Below are 17,015 nucleotides of genomic sequence, written 5' to 3'. Positions count from 1 at the left end.
CCGGCTGGTCCTGCCTCAGATGGCGAGCTTGTCCGGCTCGATCGCGGCGATCGCCGCCTCGGCGTCCCCGCGGCGCAGGGCGTCGCCCACCATGAGAAGCGCCGGACCGTCGAGGCCGGCGGCCTCGACCCGGGTCGCGAGATCCTGGGCCGTGCCCTCCACCACCTGCTGGTTCGGGCGGGTGGCGTTGAAGACGAGAAGGGCCGGAGTCGCGGGGGCGAGGCCCTCGGCGATCGCCCGCTCCAGCAGCACCCCGAGGGTCTTCTTGGGCATGTAGACCACGGTGGTGACGCTCGGATCGGCCAGCGCGCCCCAGTTCAGGTCCTCGGGCAAGGCCCCGCGCCGGTCGTGACCGGTGACGTATTGCAGCCGTCGCGCCGCGTCGCGGTGGGTCAGCGAGACGCAGAGCGAGGCCGCCGCCCCTTGCGCCGCGGAGACGCCCGGCACCACGCTGACGGGAATGCCGGCGGCCCGGCAGGCATCGATCTCCTCGCCGGCCCGGCCGAACACCAGGGGGTCGCCGGATTTCAGGCGCACCACCTGCTTGCCGGACTTGGCGAGCTGCACCATCAGCGCGTTGATGTCGTCCTGCCGGCAGGACGGGCCGTGCCCGGTCTTGCCCACCAGCATGGTGCGGGCCTCGCGGCGGGCATAGTCGAGGATCTCCGGCGCCACGAGATCGTCGTACAGGATGACGTCGGCGTTGCGCAAAGCGCGCAGGGCCTTGAGGGTGAGGAGCTCGGCGTCCCCCGGGCCGGCGCCGACGAGGGTCACGGCCCCGCCCTTCGGCGCGGCCTCGGTCTGCCCCAGGAGCTCGGCGAGGTCCCGGTCCGTCGGCACCCGGTCGGGCTCCGCGAAGGCCCGATCCGTGAAACGCTCCCAGAAGGCGCGGCGGTCCGAGAAGCCGTGGAAGCGGCTCGTGACCTCCTCGCGCCAGTCGCGGGCGGCGCCGATCCAGGCCTTGAACCCGCGCGGCAGCATGCCCTCGATCCGGGCCCGCACGGTCTGGCCGAAGACCGGGGCGGCGCCCTCTGTCGAGATGCCCACCACCATGGGCGAGCGGTTGACGATGGCGCCGAACTTCACGTCGCAGAGATGCGGCCGGTCGACCGCGTTGACGATGGCGCCGGTCGCCCGGGCGGCGGCCACGAAGGCGATACAGTCGTCCTCGTCCTCCATGGCGCCGATGCAGAAGGCGGACCCCGCAAGGTCGTCGGCGTGCCACTGGCGCTCGTGCAGGGTGACGGAGCCCGCGACGATCTCGCCCGGCACCGCGCGCAGCTCGTCGCTGGGCTCGGGCGCATAGACGTCCACGTGGGCCCCGGCGGCGGCGAGCAGCTTCACCTTCCAGGGCGCACCGCCATTGGAGCCGGCCAGCACCGCGCGTTTGCCCTGCAGCGGCACGAAGACCGGCAGGACGGCCAAGGGCTCCAGGCCGGCCGGGGCTCCGCCGCGCGTTGATTCGGTGCCGGCGGGCCGGGTTTCACGGGGGATGCGGGGCGTGCTCATGAGGCTCGGAGATGGGTGTCGATTCGGCCGAAAGTGAGCCTATGCGGCGTTGCGCGCAAGCGCCTCGGGCAGCAGCTTGCGGATCTCGGGGATGCACGAGCCGCAATTCGTGCCGGCCTTGCAGGCGGCGCCCACCGCCTCGACGGTGCCGGCCCCCGCGGCGATGGCCCCCGTGATGACGTCGAGGCCGACCCCGTGGCAGGCACAGACGGTGGGACCGGCCGAGGCCGTCTCGGCGCGGCCCGTCAGGAGGGCGCGTCGGGCCGAGGGCGCGGGCTCCGGGTCCGCGAACAGCGCCTTGGCCTCGTCCCAGCCCGGGCGGGCCTCGGCGGGGCCCAGCGCCAGGCAGGCGACGAGGCGGCCGGCCTCGTAGACGGCGCAGCGGTAGCGTCCGCGGGCGTGGTCGGCGTATTCGGCGAGCTCGTGGCCCTGGAACAGGCCGCGCATCATCAGCGCCACGGCGCGGGAGCTCTCCTGCGTGGCGAATTGCAGGCCCGAGCCGCCGGCGATCGTGGCGCGGGCCCACCACCAGCCCCCCGGCAGGGTGTGCTCGCCGCGGGTCAGCAGGAAGCCCCGGTTGCGATAGGGCACCGGCGCGAGGCCGACCGGGGTCGCCTTCAGCTCGGGCTGGCCCGAGACCGGATCGGGCACGCCGCGCACCAGGGCGCCGACGCGGGCATCCGAGGCGGTGGCGGCGCTCCAGTGGAAGGCGGCGAACAGGTCGCCCGGCCGCACCGCGTCGGTGACCATCGCCTCCAGGGTCGCGCTGCCGTGCGGCGTGCTGAGGCGGGCGAGGTCCCCGTCCTTCAGACCGAGGGCGGCGGCATCGTCCGGGTGGATCTCCACGAAGGGCACCGCGCGGTGGGCCGAGAGGCGGGGGCTCTTTCCCGTCCGCGTCATCGTGTGCCAGTGGTCGCGGACCCGGCCGGTGTTGAGGACGAGGGGATAGGCCTCGCTCACGCCTTCGGCGAGCGTCGGGGTCTGCACGGCCACGAAGCGGGCGCGCTTGTCGAAGGTGTAGAACTGGCCGTCGGCGAAGAGCCGGGCGCGCGCCTTGCCGCGCTTCGGCAGCGGCCATTGCAGCGGGGCGGTCGTGGCGTAGGCCGCGTCGGCCAGGTCGCTGACGGCCCCGAGGTCGAAGTCGCGGGTGCCGTTGTTCTCGAAGGCCGAGAGGCCGGCGTGCTCCCGGAAGATCGCGGCGGTGCCCGAATAGGCGAAAGCCTCGCCGTGGCCGAGGCGCTTGGCGACGTCGCAGATGATCTGCCAGTCGGCCCGGGCCTCGCCGGGCGGTGTCAGGAAGCTGCGCTGGCGCGAGATCCGGCGCTCGGAATTCGTCACCGTGCCGTCCTTCTCGCCCCAGGCCAGGGCCGGGAGCAGCACGGTCCGGCGTCCCGTCGCCCGGGCGCTGTCGCTGTCGGCCACCGCCTCCGAGACGACGTAGAGGTCGAGGGCCTTCAGGCTCGCGCGGATGCGGTCGGCGCGGGGCATCGACACGATCGGGTTGGTGCCCATCACCCAGAGGGCCTTGATCTTGCCGCGCTCGATCGCCTCGAACAGGGCGACCGCCTTCATGCCCTCGCCCGTGATGATGTTGGGCGCCGACCAGAAGCGGCGGACCCGGTCCACCTCCTCGGGGGTGAAGTGCATGTGGGCGGCCAGCATGTTGGCCAGGCCCCCGACCTCGCGCCCGCCCATGGCGTTGGGCTGGCCGGTGAGGGAGAACGGCCCCGCGCCGGGCAGGCCGATGCGGCCGGTGGCGAGGTGGCAGTTGATGATCGCGTTGCCCTTGTCGGTGCCCTGCGCCGACTGGTTCACCCCCTGCGAGAAGGCGGTGACGACGCGCTTCGTCCGCGCGAAGAGCTCGAAGAACCGGGCCACGTCGGCTTCCGACAGGCCCGTGGCGGCGGCGGTGGCGGGAATCGTCGGCGCGATGGCGCGCGCCCGCTCCAGGGCGCCGTCGAGGCCGCTCGTGTGGTCGAGGACGAAACGGTAGTCCAGGGAGCCGGTGCTGGCGAGGTGCACCAGCAGGCCGGAGAACAGGGCCGTGTCTGTGCCGGCCTTCAGGCCGAGGAAGAGGTCGGCCTCCGCGCCGGTCTGGGTGCGGCGGGGGTCGATCACCACCAGCTTGGTGCCGCGTTTCGCCCGCGCGTCGATCATGCGGCGGAACAGGATCGGGTGGCACCAGGCGGTGTTCGAGCCCACCAGGACGATGAGGTCGGCCTCCTCCAGGTCCTCGTAGCAGCCCGGCACGGTGTCCGAGCCGAAGGCGCGCCGGTGGGCGGCCACCGCGCTCGACATGCACAGGCGCGAGTTGGTGTCGACGTGCGGGGTACCGAGGAAGCCCTTCGCGAGCTTGTTGGCGACGTAGTAGTCCTCGGTCAGCAACTGGCCCGAGAGGTAGAACGCGATCGCGTCCGGCCCGTGCTCTTCGGCGATCCGGCGCAGGGACCCCGCCACGGTGCCGAGCGCCGATTCCCAGCTCGCCCGGACGCCGTCCACCTGCGGGTGAAGCAGGCGGTTGTCGAGGGAGAGCGTCTCGCCCAGCGCCGAGCCCTTGGAGCAGAGCCGGCCGAAATTGGCCGGGTGCGCGGTGTCGCCGGCGATGCCCGCGCCGCCCTGCCCGTCCGGCGTGGCGACCACCCCGCAGCCGACGCCGCAATAGGGGCAGGTGGTCTTGACAGGGGCGGCCGGTGCCTGGACGTGCGCGGTCATGGCGGAATCCTCGGCGGAGAGCGGGGTCGTGGCGTGGAGCAAGGGTCGGAGGGCGCGGGGCGGGGCCTCGTCCACCCCCTCCGCGGCCGTCCTCCCGCGAGGGGGAGGGGCTGCGCCTCAGTACACGTCGGCCTGGTAGCGGCCGGTCTTCTTGAGGTGGGCGAGGTAGGCCACGGCCTCGTCGGGGTTCTTGCCCCCGAACTGGCCGGCGACGTCGATGATCGCCCGCTCCACGTCCTTGGCCATGCGCTTGGCGTCGCCGCAGACGTAGAAATGCGCGCCGCCCTCGAGCCACGTCCACAGCTCCGCGCCGGTCTCGCGCATGCGGTCCTGGACGTAGGTCTTCTCGGCGCCGTCGCGGGACCAGGCCAGCGACAGGCGGGTGAGCACCTTGCGGTCCTTCAGGGCGTTGAGCTCGTCCTTGTAGAAGAAGTCGGAGGCTTGGCGCTGGTGGCCGTAGAACAGCCAGTTGCGCCCCGGCGCTGCCGTCACGTCGCGCTCGCGCAGGAACGCGCGGAACGGCGCGATGCCGGTGCCGGGCCCGACCATGATGACGTCCTTCGAGAGATCCTCCGGTAGGGCGAAGCCGTGCGCCTTCTGCAGGTAGACCTTGACCTTCATGCCCTCGGGGATGCGCTCGCCGAGATGGGTCGAGGCCACGCCGAGGCGCAGGCGCGAGCGGTGGCTGTAGCGCACCGCGTCGACGGTGAGCGAGACCCGGCCCGGATCGGCCTTGGGCGAGGACGAAATCGAGTAGAGCCGCGGCTGCAGCTCGTCCAGCGCCTCCAGGAACACCTCCGCGTCGGGGCGCGCGCCGGGGAACTTGTGGAGGGCGCCCAGCACGTCGAGATGGGCGGCGTCGCCGTCCGGGTCCTCGCCGGCGGCCAGCGCCTGCGCCTTCCGGCGGGCCTCGCCCGCGGTGAGCAGCGAGAGGAGCTGGTAAAGCCCGTCCGGCGCGCCGCCCAGGGCGTAGTCGGTCAGCAGCCGGTCGCGCAGGGTCTTGGCCCCGATCCGGCGCTCGGGCCGGGCGCCGAGCTCGGCGATAACCGCATCGACCAGGGCCGGGGCGTTGGCGGGGAACAGACCGAGGGAATCGCCGACCACGTAGTCGATCGGGGTGCCGGTGAGGTCGATCTCGACGTGCCAGGTCTCCTTCTCGCCCCCCGGTGCGTTGAGCCGGGTGCGCGAGACGAAGGTCGCCTCCACGGGGTTCTCCCGGCAGTAGCCGAGGGGGCCGAGCGCGGGAGCGGCCTTGGGGGCGGCGTCCTCGGACGTCTTCGGCGCGGCGCCGCCGCCGGCCCCGAACTCCTCCTCGAGCTTCTTCAGCATCCGGAGCGTGTCCTTGCCGCCGGGCTGGCACAGGTTCAGGCGCTCCTCGTTCTTGAGGAAGATCGCGTTGGCGTAGTCGGCGCAGTTGTAGCCGCACTGGCCGCAATCCTGCTGCGCCATGGCGGCCATCAGCTTCTGCGGCTCGGGCCGTTCCTTCGCCATCGCCATCCGCTCGGGCAGCGGCAGCGAGGGATCGTGCCAGGGCGCGTCGTCGTTGTCCGCGAGTTGTTGCGCGCCGCCGGGCGCTTCGCCGGGTGCGAGGGCCGTGGCGCCCTCCACCGCGGGGCCGAGCAGGGCGGCGAAGTAGCCCGAGAGCCAGGCGCGCTGGTCCGGGTCGAACGGGGCGGTCTCGGGGATGAGGACCAGGGGGGGCGTGACGTGCTCGCTCATGCGGCGGCCTTCAGGACGGGTTGCTCTTCGGCGATGTGGCGCAGCGACTCGGGGCCGGTGCGGGCGGTGAAGGCCTGGAAGCTCTCCTCCGGGCCGATGCGCCGGGCGAGGTAGCTGCGCAGCAGCGCCTCGATGCGGGCCGGGCAATCCTCGGCCCGCACGGCCTTCCAGATCTCGGTGCCGATCCTCGGGCTGTCGCCGAAGCCGCCACCGACCACGATGTCGTAGCCCTCGACCGTGTCGCCCTCCTCCGAGACCACGACCTTGGCGCCGATGAGCCCGATGTCGCCGATGTAGTGCTGGGCGCAGGAGTGGTGGCAGCCGGTGAGGTGGACGTTCACCGGAACGTCGAGCTCCGTCAGGTTCGCCTCGATGTGGTCGGCGATGACGAGGGCGTGGCCCTTGGTGTCGGAGGCGGCGAACTTGCAGCCGCGGTTGCCCGTGCAGGCGACGAGGCCGGCACGGATGCTCGACGCTTCGGTGGTGAGGCCGAGGGCCGCCACGCGGGCGCGGACCTCCGCCACCCTGGCGTCGGGCACGCCGGAAAACAGGAAATTCTGCCAGACGGTCATGCGGATGGCGCCGTCGCCGCACTCGGACGCGATCGCCGCCAGGGCGCGCATCTGGTCGGTGGTCATCTTGCCGACGGGCAGGATCACGCCGACCCAGTTCAGGCCGTCCTGGACCTGCCGGTGCACGCCCACATGGGCGAAGCGGTCCATGGGCCCGCGCGGGGCGATGTGGGCCGGGTCGACCCGGTCGAGCGTGGTCCCCAGCACCGCCTCGACGGCGGCGAGGTACTTGTCGAAGCCCCAGGCGTCGAGGACGTACTTCATCCGGCTCTTGTTGCGGTTGGTGCGGTCGCCGTTCTGGATGAAGACGCGCAGGATGGCGTCGGCGACCTTGTTGCAATCCTCCGGCCGCAGCACGACGCCGGTGTCGCGGGCGAGGTCCCGGTGGCCCGAGATGCCGCCCAGTACGAGGCGCATCCAGATGCCCGGCGCGACGCTCGCGCCCTCCCCCACCCGCACGGCCTGGAAGCCGATGTCGTTGGTCTCCTCCAGCACCGGCATCACGCCGCCGCCGTCGAAGGCGACGTTGAACTTGCGCGGCAGGCCGAACAGCGAGCGGTCGTTGAGGATGTGGTTGTGCCAGGACTTGGCGAGCGGCCGCGTGTCGAGGAGTTCCTGCGCATCGATGCCGGCCACCGGCGAGCCGGTGACGTTGCGGATGTTGTCGGCGCCGGCGCCCCGGGCGGTCAACCCGAGGTCGATCAGCCCGTCGAGGAAGGGCTGGCCGTGCTCGGGGGCGATCTCGCGGACCTGCAGGTTGGCCCGGGTGGTGACGTGACTGTACCCGCCACCATGGGCATCGGCCAGATCCGCGATGCCGGCGAACTGCCAGTGGTGCAGGATGCCGTTGGGGATGCGCAGCCGGCACATGTAGGAATTTTGGGCCGGGGCCACCCAGAACAGCCCGTGGTAGCGCCAGCGGAAATTGTCCTCGGGCTTCGGGGCCTTGCCCGTCTGAGCCTCGGCGATGAGGCGGTTGTGGCCGTCGAAGGGGTTCTCGGCGCGCTTCCACTTCTCCTGCTCGCAGAGCTTGCCGCCGGCCTTCACCGTGGCGTCCTGCGCCTTGATGTGAATCGCGTCGGGGCCGGTGGGCTCGGCCGGGGCGGCGGCGCCCGGCGCGAGCGCCAGGCCGCCGGTCATCCGGGCGGCACTGATGCCGGAGGCGAAGCCTTCGAGATAGCGCTTCTGCTCGGCGTTGAATGCATCGGCCATGGGTAGCCTCCTCACGCTGCGAGGGGTTGGGATGCGGGCGCGGGGCGCCCGAACAGGAGGTCGTCGCGGTGCTCGGCGATCGAGGCGCCGGTGCGGATCAGCTCCTTGCACCAGCCCTGCTCGGCGATGTCGCCGACGAAGACCGCGCCCAGCAGCCGGTCCTCGGCGACGACGAGCTTGCGGTAGAGGCCGAGGCCGGGATCCGACATCAGCACGGTCTCGGCCCCCTCCGGCGCCTCGATCTGGCCGGCGGAGAACACGGGCAGGCCCGAGACCTTGAGGCTGGTGGAGAGGGCGGTGCCGAGATAGGCCGCGTCCTCGCCCATGAGGTGGCGGCTCAGGGCCTCGGCCTGCTCGTAGGCGGGCTCCACGAGGCCATAGACCTGGCCCCGGTGCTCGGCGCACTCCCCCAGCGCGGAGATGCGGGCATCCGACGACTGCATCCGATCGTCCACCAGGATGCCGCGCGCGGTCGCGATCCCGGCATTCTGTGCCAGCGCCACGTTGGGCCGCACGCCCACCGACATCACCACGAGGTCGGCCGGCAGCACGGTGCCATCGGACAGGATCAGGCGCTCGACCCGGCCCTCCCCATCGACCGACGCGGTGTCGGCCTTGAGGAGCACCCTGACGCCGCGCGCCTCCATGGCCCGCTTCACCAGGCCGGCGGCGGCGTGGTCGAGCTGGCGCTCCATCAGCCGGTCCATGACGTGCAGGAGCGTGGTGTCGACGCCGAGCCGCGCGAGGCCGACGGCGGCCTCCAGGCCGAGGAGCCCGCCGCCGATCACGATGGCCCGGGCGTGCTCCACCGCCGCCCGGCGGATGGCGGCCACGTCCGCGAGGTCGCGGAAGGTCAGCACGCCGGGCAGGTCCATGCCGGGCTTGGCCAGCCGGATCGGCAGGGAGCCCACCGCGAGCACGAGCCGGTCGAAGGGCAGGACGTGGGTCTCGCCGACGATCACGAGGCCGTTCTCGCGGTCGACCGCGGTCACCGGCGCGCCGGTGATCAGGCGGATGCCGTGATCGGCGTACCAGTCGAGGCCCCGAAAGGCGCAACCGGCCTCGTCGACCTCGCCGCCCAGCAGCGAGGAGAGCAGCACGCGGTTGTAGGCCGCCTGCGGCTCCGCCCCGACGACGGTGACGTCGTACAGGCCCGGCGCCCGCTCGGTCAGGCGCTCCAGGAAGCGCAACGACGCCATGCCGTTGCCGATCACCACCAGCCGTTCCCGCATCGCTCGCGATCCGTCCGTCAGGCCGCGATGGCGGGCTTGGCGTGGCGCGCGTAGAGGAACTCCAGCACCTCGGCGCGGGCGTGGGTGTAGGTCGCGTCCTCCACGAGATCGAGGCGGCGGCGCGGCCGCTCGAGGTCGACGGTCAGGATCTCGCCCACCGTGGCCGAGGGGCCGTTGGTCATCATCACGATGCGGTCGGAGAGGAGCACCGCCTCGTCGACGTCGTGGGTGATCATGATCACGGCGTTCTTCAGCCGGGCATGGATGTCCATCAGCGAGTCCTGGAGATGGGCGCGGGTGAGCGCGTCCAGGGCCCCGAAGGGCTCGTCGAGGAGCAGCACCTTCGGCTCCATGGCGAGGGCGCGGGCGATGCCGACGCGCTGCTTCATGCCGCCCGAGATCTCGCTCGGGCGCCGGTCGGCGGCGTGGGTCATGTTCACGAGCGCCAGGTTGTGGTCGATCCAGGCGTTGCGCTCGGCCTTCGACTTCTTGCCCTTGAAGACCTTGTCGACGGCGAGCGCCACGTTCTCGCGCACGGTGAGCCAGGGCAGGAGCGAGTGGTTCTGGAACACCACGGCCCGGTCCGGGCCGGGGCTGTTCACCTCCTTGCCTTCGAGGAGCACGCCGCCGGTGGAGGCCTTGAGCAGGCCGGCCACGATGTTGAGCACCGTCGACTTGCCGCAGCCCGAATGCCCGATCAGCGAGACGAACTCGCCCTTGTCGATCTTCACGCTGACGTCGCGCAGGACCTCGTTGGTGCGGCCCGCGCGGGTGAAGCTGATGCCGACGTTCTCGATGCTGAGATAGCTCATGGGAATCCCTCCTCAGGCCGTCGCGGTGCCGCGGGTGACCAGGGTGCCGACGAAGGCGACGAAGCGGTCGAGAATGAAGCCGATGATCCCGACATAGACGAGGGCGACGATGATCTCGGAGATGTGGGAGGAGTTCCACGCGTCCCAGATGAAGAAGCCGATGCCGACGCCGCCGATGAGCATCTCGGCCGCCACGATGGCGAGCCAGGACAGGCCGACGCCGATGCGCAGGCCAGTGAAGATGTAGGGGGCCGCCGAGGGCAGCATGATCTTGGCGAAGAACTCCAGCGGGTTCAGGCGCAGCACCGCCGCCACGTTGCGGTAGTCCTGCGGGATGTTCCGGATGCCCACCGCCGTGTTGATGATGATCGGCCAGATCGACGTGATGAAGATCACGAAGATCGCGGAGGGCTGTCCGTCCCGGAACGCGGCGAGCGACAGCGGGAGCCAGGCCAGCGGCGGGATCGTGCGCAGGACCTGAAAGATCGGGTCGAGGCCGCGCATGGCCCATTCCGACTGCCCGATCAGGGTGCCGGTGAGGATGCCCACGACGGTGGCCAGGGCGAAGCCGAGGGCGACGCGCTGGATGCTGGCGGAGATGTGCCAGAACAGACCCTTGTCGGTACCGCCGTTGTCGTAGAACGGGTGGGCGATGATGTCCCAGGCCTCGGTGACGACGCGCGACGGCGGCGGCAGGCCGGCGCCGGGGCGCGAACAGAGCATCTCCCAGATCACCAGGAACGCGATCAGCACCACGACCGGCGGGATCAGGTTCTTGGCGATGGTGTTCAGGGTGGCCATCGTGACGAGGGGCGCCCGCTTCGGCTTGGCCGGCGCGGCGGCGGCGCTGGCCGCGAGGGTGGTGGTGTTGGCCATCACGCGATCCTCTTGATGCCGAGGCTGGACAGGTAGGCGGCGGGATCGGCCGGATCGAAGACCTTGCTGTCGAAGAAGGTCTCCTTTCCGCGGGAGGTGGAGGCCGGGATCGCGGTGACGCCGAGGGCCTTGGCCGCCTCGCGCCAGAGGTCTTCGCGGTTCACCTTGGCGATCAGCGCCTTGGTGTCGGTCTGCGCGTCGAACTTGCCCCAGCGGATGTCCTCGGTGAGGAACCAGAGGTCGTGAGACTGGTAGGGATACGAGGCGTTGTCGTTCCAGAACTTCATCACGAAGGGGCTGTTCTCGACCACGCGGCCGTCGCCGTAATCGATCGTGCCCTTGATGCGGCCGGCGACGTCCGAGACTGGGACGTTCATCCACTGGCGCTTGGCCGCGATGGCGGCGACCTCGTCCTTGTTCTCGGGCCGGTCGCACCAGGCCTGCGCTTCCAGCACCGCCATCAGCAAAGCCTTGGTGGCGTTCGGGTACTTCTCCGTGAAGGAGGCCCGCATGGCGAAGGCCTTCTCGGGGTGGTCCTTCCAGAGCTCGCCAGTGGTGAGCGCGGTGTAGCCGAGGCCCTGCTGCACCAACTGGGCGTTCCACGGCTCGCCGACGCAGAAGCAGTCCATCGTGCCGACCTTCATGTTCGCCACCATTTGGGGCGGCGGCACGACGATGGTCTCGATGTCCTTGTCCGGGTCGATGCCGCCGGCGGCCATCCAGTAGCGGATCCAGAGGTCGTGGGTGCCGCCCGGGAAGGTCATGGCCGCCTTGACCGACTTGCCGGAGGCCTTCTTCTTCTCGATCGCCGCCTTGAACACCTTCGCGTCCAGGGCGACCTTCTGGTCGAGGTATTCCTTGGCGACCGAGATGCACTGGCCGTTGGTGTTGAGCCGGGCCAGGATCTGCATCGGCACGGGCACGTTGTTCTGCGTCACCCGTCCGGCCGAGATCAGGTAGGGCATCGGCGTCAGGATGTGGGCGCCGTCGATGCCGTTGCCTTCGGAGCCGAGGACGAGGTTGTCGCGGGTGGTGCCCCAGCTCGCCTGCTTGAGCACCTCGACGTCGGGCATGCCGTGCTTGGCGAAGAAGCCCTTCTCCTTGGCCACGAAGAGCGGGCTCGCGTCGGTGAGCGCGATGAACCCGAGCTTGGCGCCCTTCACCTCGGGGCCGGCCCCCTGCGCGAAGGCGCCCCCCGGCAGGGCCGTGCGGGCGAGGGCCGCCAGGGACAGCGTCGCGGCGGCCCCCTTCAGGAGGTCACGGCGGTTGTTGCGGATACCGTCAGTCATCGAACCCGAAACCCTCGCAATCATGGACATCCGCCAAAGAAAAAACCGCCGACCAAGCACATCCATCGAACGCACGATCGGCGTTCCGTGGGGGACTCGGGTCAGCGGCTCTGCCGACGGATAAGGCTCGTCATCGTTGGCGAGCCCCCGATGCTTCGCACGGGGCGTGCCAAGTCTGGTGCGGCCGCCGGACCATTGCGATGCCGGGCATCCCGGATGCGCTCCAACCGGTTCCGATCAAAGGTCTTTGTCAGAAACGTCTCAGCGGCCGCCTTCGGTTTCGGAGCCCGTGCGGATGCGAGAAACCAGGCCGGACCGCGAGATCGGCCGCCCGGTCTGCCTGCCTGCGCGCCACGCGCTGCGCTGCACAATCCGCGGGCACCCTGCTGATGCCCGTGGCAGCTGCCTCTCAGCCGGCGGCCGCGTACAGGTCGGGCCGGTAGATCGCCCGGGCACGGGCGGACAGGGCGGGGGTGGGCGTGATCTGACCGGCCTGTCCCATCTGGTCGAGGAGCCAGTCGGCCTGGTCGGGAACCGGCCGCTCGGCCGCGGCGCCGAACACGACAAAGCGCGATGCGGGCCGCTCGGTCCCGTCCGGATCGACCACCACGGTGCCGGCCAGGGCCCGGCGGACGAGGCCCGGATCGATGCCGAGATGGCTCGGATGGGCGAGCAGGCTCGCCAGCTCGCCCCGGTTCTCGGCCGCCGCGCACCAGCGCCCGGCCCGACGCACCGCGCGGACCAGGGCCGCACTCGTCTCCGCCGCATAGGCTGGCAGCGCCAGCACCTTTTCCGGGCAGTCCGGGGCCAGTTCGCAGCCGAGGGCGACGATGCGGCCGTATCCCTCGGCCACCGACACGCTGTTCCAGGGGCTGCCGGCGCAGAACCCGTCGATCTGCCCGGAGCGCAGGGCCTGGGCGATCCAGGGCGGCGGGATCACCACCAGCCGGGTCGCGGCGTCGAGGTCGAGCCCGCCGCGGGCCGCGAACATCCGGAGCTGGTAGGTGTGGCACGAGAAGGGGTGCACGGTGCCCAGCGTCAGGGGTCGACCCTGTGTGACCCGCACGCGTGCGACACGGGAAAACGCGCGTGCCATCGAGTCGAGATTGTCGGCCTCCGGCGCCATCTCGGCCCAGAGCGGGCGCGAGACCGTGACCGCATTGCCGTTGAGGCTGAGCCCGAGGGGCACCACCAGGTCGGTCTCGGGCCCGCTGATGCCGAGGGCGCTGGCGAGGGCGAGGGGCGCCAGCATGTGCGCGCCGTCGAGGTGCCCGAGCGCCAGCTTGTCCCGGAGCGTCGCCCAGGAGGGCTCACTGACGAGGTCCACCGCCAGGCCTTCGGCGGCGGTGAAGCCCCCCTCCACGGCGGCGATCAGGGGCGCCGCGTCGATGAGCGGCACGTAACCGAGAGCGAGTCTCATCGGGGCAGGCCTCTCATCCCAGGAGATCCGCCGCGGTCACGATGGCGCGGGCGATATCGGCGATTTTCCGTTTCTCATTCATGGCCTTGCGCCGCATCGTCCGGTAGGCCTCCTCCTCCGAGAGGCCCTTGGCCGTCATCAGGATACCCTTGGCCCGCTCGATGAGCTTGCGGTCGGCGAGCTCGCCCCGCGCCTCCGACAATTCGCGTTGCAGCCGCGCGAAGGCGTTGAAGCGCAGGATCGCCACGTCGAGGATCGAGCGGATGCGCTGCGGCTGCAATCCGTCGACGACGTAGGCGGAAATGCCCGCATCCATCGCCGCCTGCATCATCGGCACGTCCGAGCGGTCGACGAACATCGCCACCGGCCGCTCCACGTGTCGGGACAGGCCCGACATCTGCTCCAGAATGTCCCGGCTCGGGCTCTCCAGGTGGATCACGACCACGTCCGGGTTCAGGGCCGCCACCCGGGCCGGCAGGTCGGCGGTGTCGGGCAGAACCACGACGCGGGTGAAGCCCGCCGCCATGAGGCCCTCCTCGAGGATCGCGGCGCGGGCACGGCTCGGGTCGATCACGGCGACGGTCAGGGTCGGCTCGGTCATCGGTGTCCGGGGACGCGAATCGGGGTTGGGGCGGTCCCGGCAGGTCGCATGCCGGTCGAGGGGATGACAAGGCACATGACGCTGTGGGCGCGGGCGTGGCGTTCGGAAGGCGGGGAACAGGAGGGTCATCACCGGGAACGCAAGCCGCATGCCCGGCGAAACATTACCGTTTGGAGAGGAAACAGCCCAGGTTCCGCCGCAAACGGCCCGGCTAATGGCGCTGGCGATCGGACCGGTTGCTGAAACGCACAGCGAGGTGCCCCGGATGTCAGGCTGCACGCCCCCCGATCAGACGGCGTTCGAAACGCCCCCCGATCAGACGGCGTTCGAATCGGGTTCCGCGCGTGGCGTGACGCCGCCCCTCCTGCCGACGCTGGCCATGGCGGTGATCCTCGGGGCAGCCTCCTATCTCTGCCACGAGCCGGCCCCTGTGGCACCGGCCTCAGTTCCGGCGACAGCGGTGGCTGCCGCACCGGAGGCGACGGCGGTGGCGCCCTTCATCCCGGCCCGTCTTGCCTTCCAGTCCCAGTTCCCACTGGTCATCGTCGCCCAGGCCGAGCCCGCCGCCCAAGCCCACAGGACCGTGCCTCGGCCTGCCCGCCTCGCCGCTCCGCGCGGGTTCGAGCATCCGCGCCTTGCAGCCGCCAAGGTCGCGCCGACCACCGACAAGGCGCCGCAGGTTTCCGAGAGGGCACCGCAGGCCCCAGCGAGACTGCCGCAGGTTCGCGAGAAGGCCCTGCCCTTCGCGGCCGAGGCCGAGGTCTCGCATGCCGCCGCCGAGGGGGACGAGGGCGTGCTGCCCGGGATCGGCCTGCCTGACGCGACCTTGCCCGACCTCGCCCTGCCGTTCGCGCCGACGATCCGCGCGGTGACCCAGGCGGGCGCCGCTGCCGGCGCCTTCATGGGCGCCAAGACCGCCGCCGCCGGTACTTTCGTGAGCGACCAGGGCGCGGCCCTCGGCGCGGAGACCGCAACCCTCGGTGCCGCCGTCTCCGGTTGGATCGGGCGCCTCCGCTGAACGCTTTCGAAGCGTTGGCGGGCCAGCAAAAGCGCCCCTGACCCTGGACCCTGCCGCCTTCGAAGACTACGTGGACGCTCAGCGATGCTGCGCGGCCCCGTGACGGTCGACGTCGCGAGGACGAGGACCTGGATGGCCGGACGGATCGAGGATTACGCGCTCGTCGGCGATGGCCGTACCGCTGCGCTGATCGCCCGCGACGGCAGCGTCGACTGGCTCTGTTGGCCCCGCTTCGATTCCGCCGCCTGCTTCGCCGCCCTGCTCGGCACGGAGGATCACGGCTACTGGAAGCTCGGCCCTATGGATGCGGCCGCCACGACGCGCCAGTATCGCGAGGGCAGCCTCGTCCTGGAGACCCGGCACGAGACCGCCGCCGGCGTCGTGCGGGTGACCGACTACATGCCGGCCAACGATGGCGCGCATCTCGTCAGGATCGTCGAGGGGCTCGAGGGGACCGTGCCCATGCGGATGCGCCTTCGCGTCCGCTTCGATTACGGATTGGCGGTGCCCTGGGTCTCGCACAACGAACTCGGTGATCTCCGCGCGATCTCCGGACCGCACAAGGTGGTGCTGCGCACCCTAGTGCCGACGTTCGGCCAGGATCAGACCACCGTCTCGGAATTCACGGTGGAAGCCGGTCAGAGCGTGGCCTTCACCCTGAGCTACGGGGCATCCCACGAGGACGACCCGGCGCCGATCCAGCCGCGCAAGGTGCTGTTCGAGACCGATCGCTACTGGCGCGACTGGTCCAGCCGCGCTGCTTCCGGCACGCCCTGGGACGCGATCCTGAAGCGATCGCTGCTCACCCTGAAGGCGCTGATCTACCAGCCGACCGGCGGCATCGTGGCCGCGCCCACCACGTCCCTGCCGGAGGATCTTGGCGGCGTACGCAACTGGGACTACCGGTTCTGCTGGCTGCGCGATTCCACCTTCACGCTGATCGCCCTGATGGATGGCGGCTACCTCGACGAGGCCCGCGCCTGGCGCGACTGGCTGGTGCGCGCCGTGGCTGGGAACCCGGAGCAGGCGCACATCCTCTACGGCATCGCCGGGGAGCGCATGCTGCCCGAGATCGAGCTCGATTGGCTGCCCGGCTACGAGAACTCGAAGCCCGTGCGCATCGGCAACGCGGCGGTGGAGCAGTTCCAGCTCGACGTCTACGGCGAAATCTTCGACGCGCTCTATCAGGCGCACCAACGCGGCCTCCAGGGCGATGCCGACGGCTGGCGCGTCGGCGAAGCGCTGCTGCGCCATCTCGAGAAGGTCTGGTGTACGCCCGACGAGGGCATCTGGGAGGTGCGCGGCGGACGCCGGCACTTCGTTCACTCGAAGGTCATGGCCTGGGTCGCCTTCGATCGGGCCATCCGTTCCTTCGAGGAGGCCGAGACCCGCGAGCAGGATGAGATTCGGACCACTGGTTTGAGCCACCGGCCCAAGGAGGCTCGTGACGTGCCGGTGGCGCGCTGGCGCGAGATCCGCGAGCAGATTCACGCGGAGGTCTGCGCCAAGGGCTTCGACCCTGAGCTGAACAGCTTCGTGCAGTCCTACGGTTCGAAGCGACTCGACGCGAGCCTGCTGCTCATCGCCCATATGGGCTTCCTGCCCCAGGACGACCCGCGGGTGGTCGGCACCGTGGAGGCCATCGGGCACACCCTGATGCGCGACGGCTTCGTGCTGCGCTACGACACCGAGAACCAGACCACCGACGGTCTGCCCGGCGACGAGGGCGCGTTCCTGCCCTGCTCGTTCTGGTACGCCGACAACCTCATCGGTCTCGGGCGCTGCGACGAGGCGCGTGCGCTGATCGAGAGGCTGATCGGCGTCTGCAACGATGTCGGATTGGTGGCGGAGGAGTATGATGTGAAGGCCCGGCGCCTCGTGGGCAACTTCCCGCAGGCTTTCAGCCACGTCACGCTGGTGAACACCATTCTCAACTACAGCCGGGCCAAGGGGCCGGCCAGGGAGCGGAGCAGCGGCTCTGCGGAAGCCGAATCTCCGGGTGCGACCACGCCTGCACCCCAACGGTGCGACGCCTGAGCGTTT

Annotated in this window: 12 protein-coding genes; 2 read left to right on the top strand and 10 right to left on the bottom strand. The window is 70.9% G+C overall.

Annotation, left to right across the window (positions count from 1 at the left end; translation table 11 throughout):
* Window positions 1–15 precede the first annotated feature (15 nt).
* The 10 genes from cysG to ASF41_RS05945 all read right to left on the bottom strand — a co-directional run bounded on the left by cysG (window position 16) and on the right by ASF41_RS05945 (window position 13,954).
* Window positions 16–1,509: a siroheme synthase CysG gene (cysG, locus tag ASF41_RS05990; protein ID WP_056213575.1), complete on the bottom strand. Its 1,494-nt coding sequence runs from the start codon at window positions 1,507–1,509 to the stop codon at window positions 16–18.
* A gap of 39 nt (window positions 1,510–1,548) precedes the next feature.
* The gene (locus tag ASF41_RS05985; RefSeq protein ID WP_056491677.1) at window positions 1,549–4,221 is read right to left on the bottom strand and encodes a nitrate reductase; all 2,673 of its coding nucleotides are present in this window, start codon (window positions 4,219–4,221) and stop codon (window positions 1,549–1,551) included.
* Window positions 4,222–4,338: 117 nt separating this feature from the next.
* On the bottom strand, window positions 4,339–5,940 hold the full coding sequence (locus ASF41_RS05980; protein ID WP_056491626.1) for a sulfite reductase subunit alpha: 1,602 nt from the start codon (window positions 5,938–5,940) through the stop codon (window positions 4,339–4,341).
* Window positions 5,937–7,724: a NirA family protein gene (locus tag ASF41_RS05975; protein ID WP_056272000.1), complete on the bottom strand. Its 1,788-nt coding sequence runs from the start codon at window positions 7,722–7,724 to the stop codon at window positions 5,937–5,939. Before ASF41_RS05975 ends, ASF41_RS05980 begins: the two co-directional genes overlap by 4 nt.
* Window positions 7,725–7,735: 11 nt before the next feature.
* Window positions 7,736–8,956 (bottom strand): NAD(P)/FAD-dependent oxidoreductase, encoded by a 1,221-nt coding sequence (locus ASF41_RS05970; protein WP_056272003.1) that lies wholly within the window; start codon window positions 8,954–8,956, stop codon window positions 7,736–7,738.
* Window positions 8,957–8,973: 17 nt separating this feature from the next.
* On the bottom strand, window positions 8,974–9,768 hold the full coding sequence (locus ASF41_RS05965; RefSeq protein WP_056272007.1) for an ABC transporter ATP-binding protein: 795 nt from the start codon (window positions 9,766–9,768) through the stop codon (window positions 8,974–8,976).
* A 12-nt stretch (window positions 9,769–9,780) separates the two neighbouring features.
* Entirely contained in the window at window positions 9,781–10,644 is an 864-nt protein-coding gene (ntrB, locus tag ASF41_RS05960) for a nitrate ABC transporter permease (RefSeq protein ID WP_056213565.1), read from the bottom strand.
* On the bottom strand, window positions 10,644–11,933 hold the full coding sequence (locus ASF41_RS05955) for a CmpA/NrtA family ABC transporter substrate-binding protein (RefSeq protein WP_056491624.1): 1,290 nt from the start codon (window positions 11,931–11,933) through the stop codon (window positions 10,644–10,646). The genes ntrB and ASF41_RS05955 overlap by 1 nt, the downstream gene beginning before the upstream one ends.
* 409 nt (window positions 11,934–12,342) lie before the next feature.
* Window positions 12,343–13,353 carry a CmpA/NrtA family ABC transporter substrate-binding protein gene (locus tag ASF41_RS05950; RefSeq protein WP_056491622.1) on the bottom strand — a complete coding sequence of 337 codons (1,011 nt, stop codon included), beginning with the start codon at window positions 13,351–13,353 and terminating at the stop codon, window positions 12,343–12,345.
* A gap of 13 nt (window positions 13,354–13,366) precedes the next feature.
* Complete coding sequence (locus ASF41_RS05945; protein WP_056213559.1) at window positions 13,367–13,954, bottom strand: ANTAR domain-containing response regulator; 588 nt, start codon at window positions 13,952–13,954, stop codon at window positions 13,367–13,369.
* Window positions 13,955–14,303: 349 nt separating this feature from the next.
* Between ASF41_RS05945 and ASF41_RS05940 the strand changes: the two genes are divergently transcribed.
* The gene (locus ASF41_RS05940; protein ID WP_156653211.1) at window positions 14,304–14,972 is read left to right on the top strand and encodes a hypothetical protein; all 669 of its coding nucleotides are present in this window, start codon (window positions 14,304–14,306) and stop codon (window positions 14,970–14,972) included.
* Window positions 14,973–15,104: 132 nt separating this feature from the next.
* The gene (locus tag ASF41_RS05935) at window positions 15,105–17,009 is read left to right on the top strand and encodes a glycoside hydrolase family 15 protein (RefSeq protein ID WP_056213624.1); all 1,905 of its coding nucleotides are present in this window, start codon (window positions 15,105–15,107) and stop codon (window positions 17,007–17,009) included.
* Window positions 17,010–17,015: the final 6 nt, after the last annotated feature.

The organism is Methylobacterium sp. Leaf111 (assembly GCF_001423285.1).
Lineage (GTDB): Bacteria > Pseudomonadota > Alphaproteobacteria > Rhizobiales > Beijerinckiaceae > Methylobacterium.
This window is presented reverse-complemented; position numbering and strand designations above follow the sequence as displayed.

Bases quoted from the DNA above. Each gene is read 5' to 3' on its own strand.
- cysG (WP_056213575.1), bottom strand. From the start codon at position 1,509: ATGAGCACGCCCCGCATCCCCCGTGAAACCCGGCCCGCCGGCACCGAA.
- ASF41_RS05985 (WP_056491677.1), bottom strand. From the start codon at position 4,221: ATGACCGCGCACGTCCAGGCACCGGCCGCCCCTGTCAAGACCACCTGC.
- ASF41_RS05980 (WP_056491626.1), bottom strand. From the start codon at position 5,940: ATGAGCGAGCACGTCACGCCCCCCCTGGTCCTCATCCCCGAGACCGCC.
- ASF41_RS05975 (WP_056272000.1), bottom strand. From the start codon at position 7,724: ATGGCCGATGCATTCAACGCCGAGCAGAAGCGCTATCTCGAAGGCTTC.
- ASF41_RS05970 (WP_056272003.1), bottom strand. From the start codon at position 8,956: ATGCGGGAACGGCTGGTGGTGATCGGCAACGGCATGGCGTCGTTGCGC.
- ASF41_RS05965 (WP_056272007.1), bottom strand. From the start codon at position 9,768: ATGAGCTATCTCAGCATCGAGAACGTCGGCATCAGCTTCACCCGCGCG.
- ntrB (WP_056213565.1), bottom strand. From the start codon at position 10,644: ATGGCCAACACCACCACCCTCGCGGCCAGCGCCGCCGCCGCGCCGGCC.
- ASF41_RS05955 (WP_056491624.1), bottom strand. From the start codon at position 11,933: ATGACTGACGGTATCCGCAACAACCGCCGTGACCTCCTGAAGGGGGCC.
- ASF41_RS05950 (WP_056491622.1), bottom strand. From the start codon at position 13,353: ATGAGACTCGCTCTCGGTTACGTGCCGCTCATCGACGCGGCGCCCCTG.
- ASF41_RS05945 (WP_056213559.1), bottom strand. From the start codon at position 13,954: ATGACCGAGCCGACCCTGACCGTCGCCGTGATCGACCCGAGCCGTGCC.
- ASF41_RS05935 (WP_056213624.1), top strand. From the start codon at position 15,105: ATGGCCGGACGGATCGAGGATTACGCGCTCGTCGGCGATGGCCGTACC.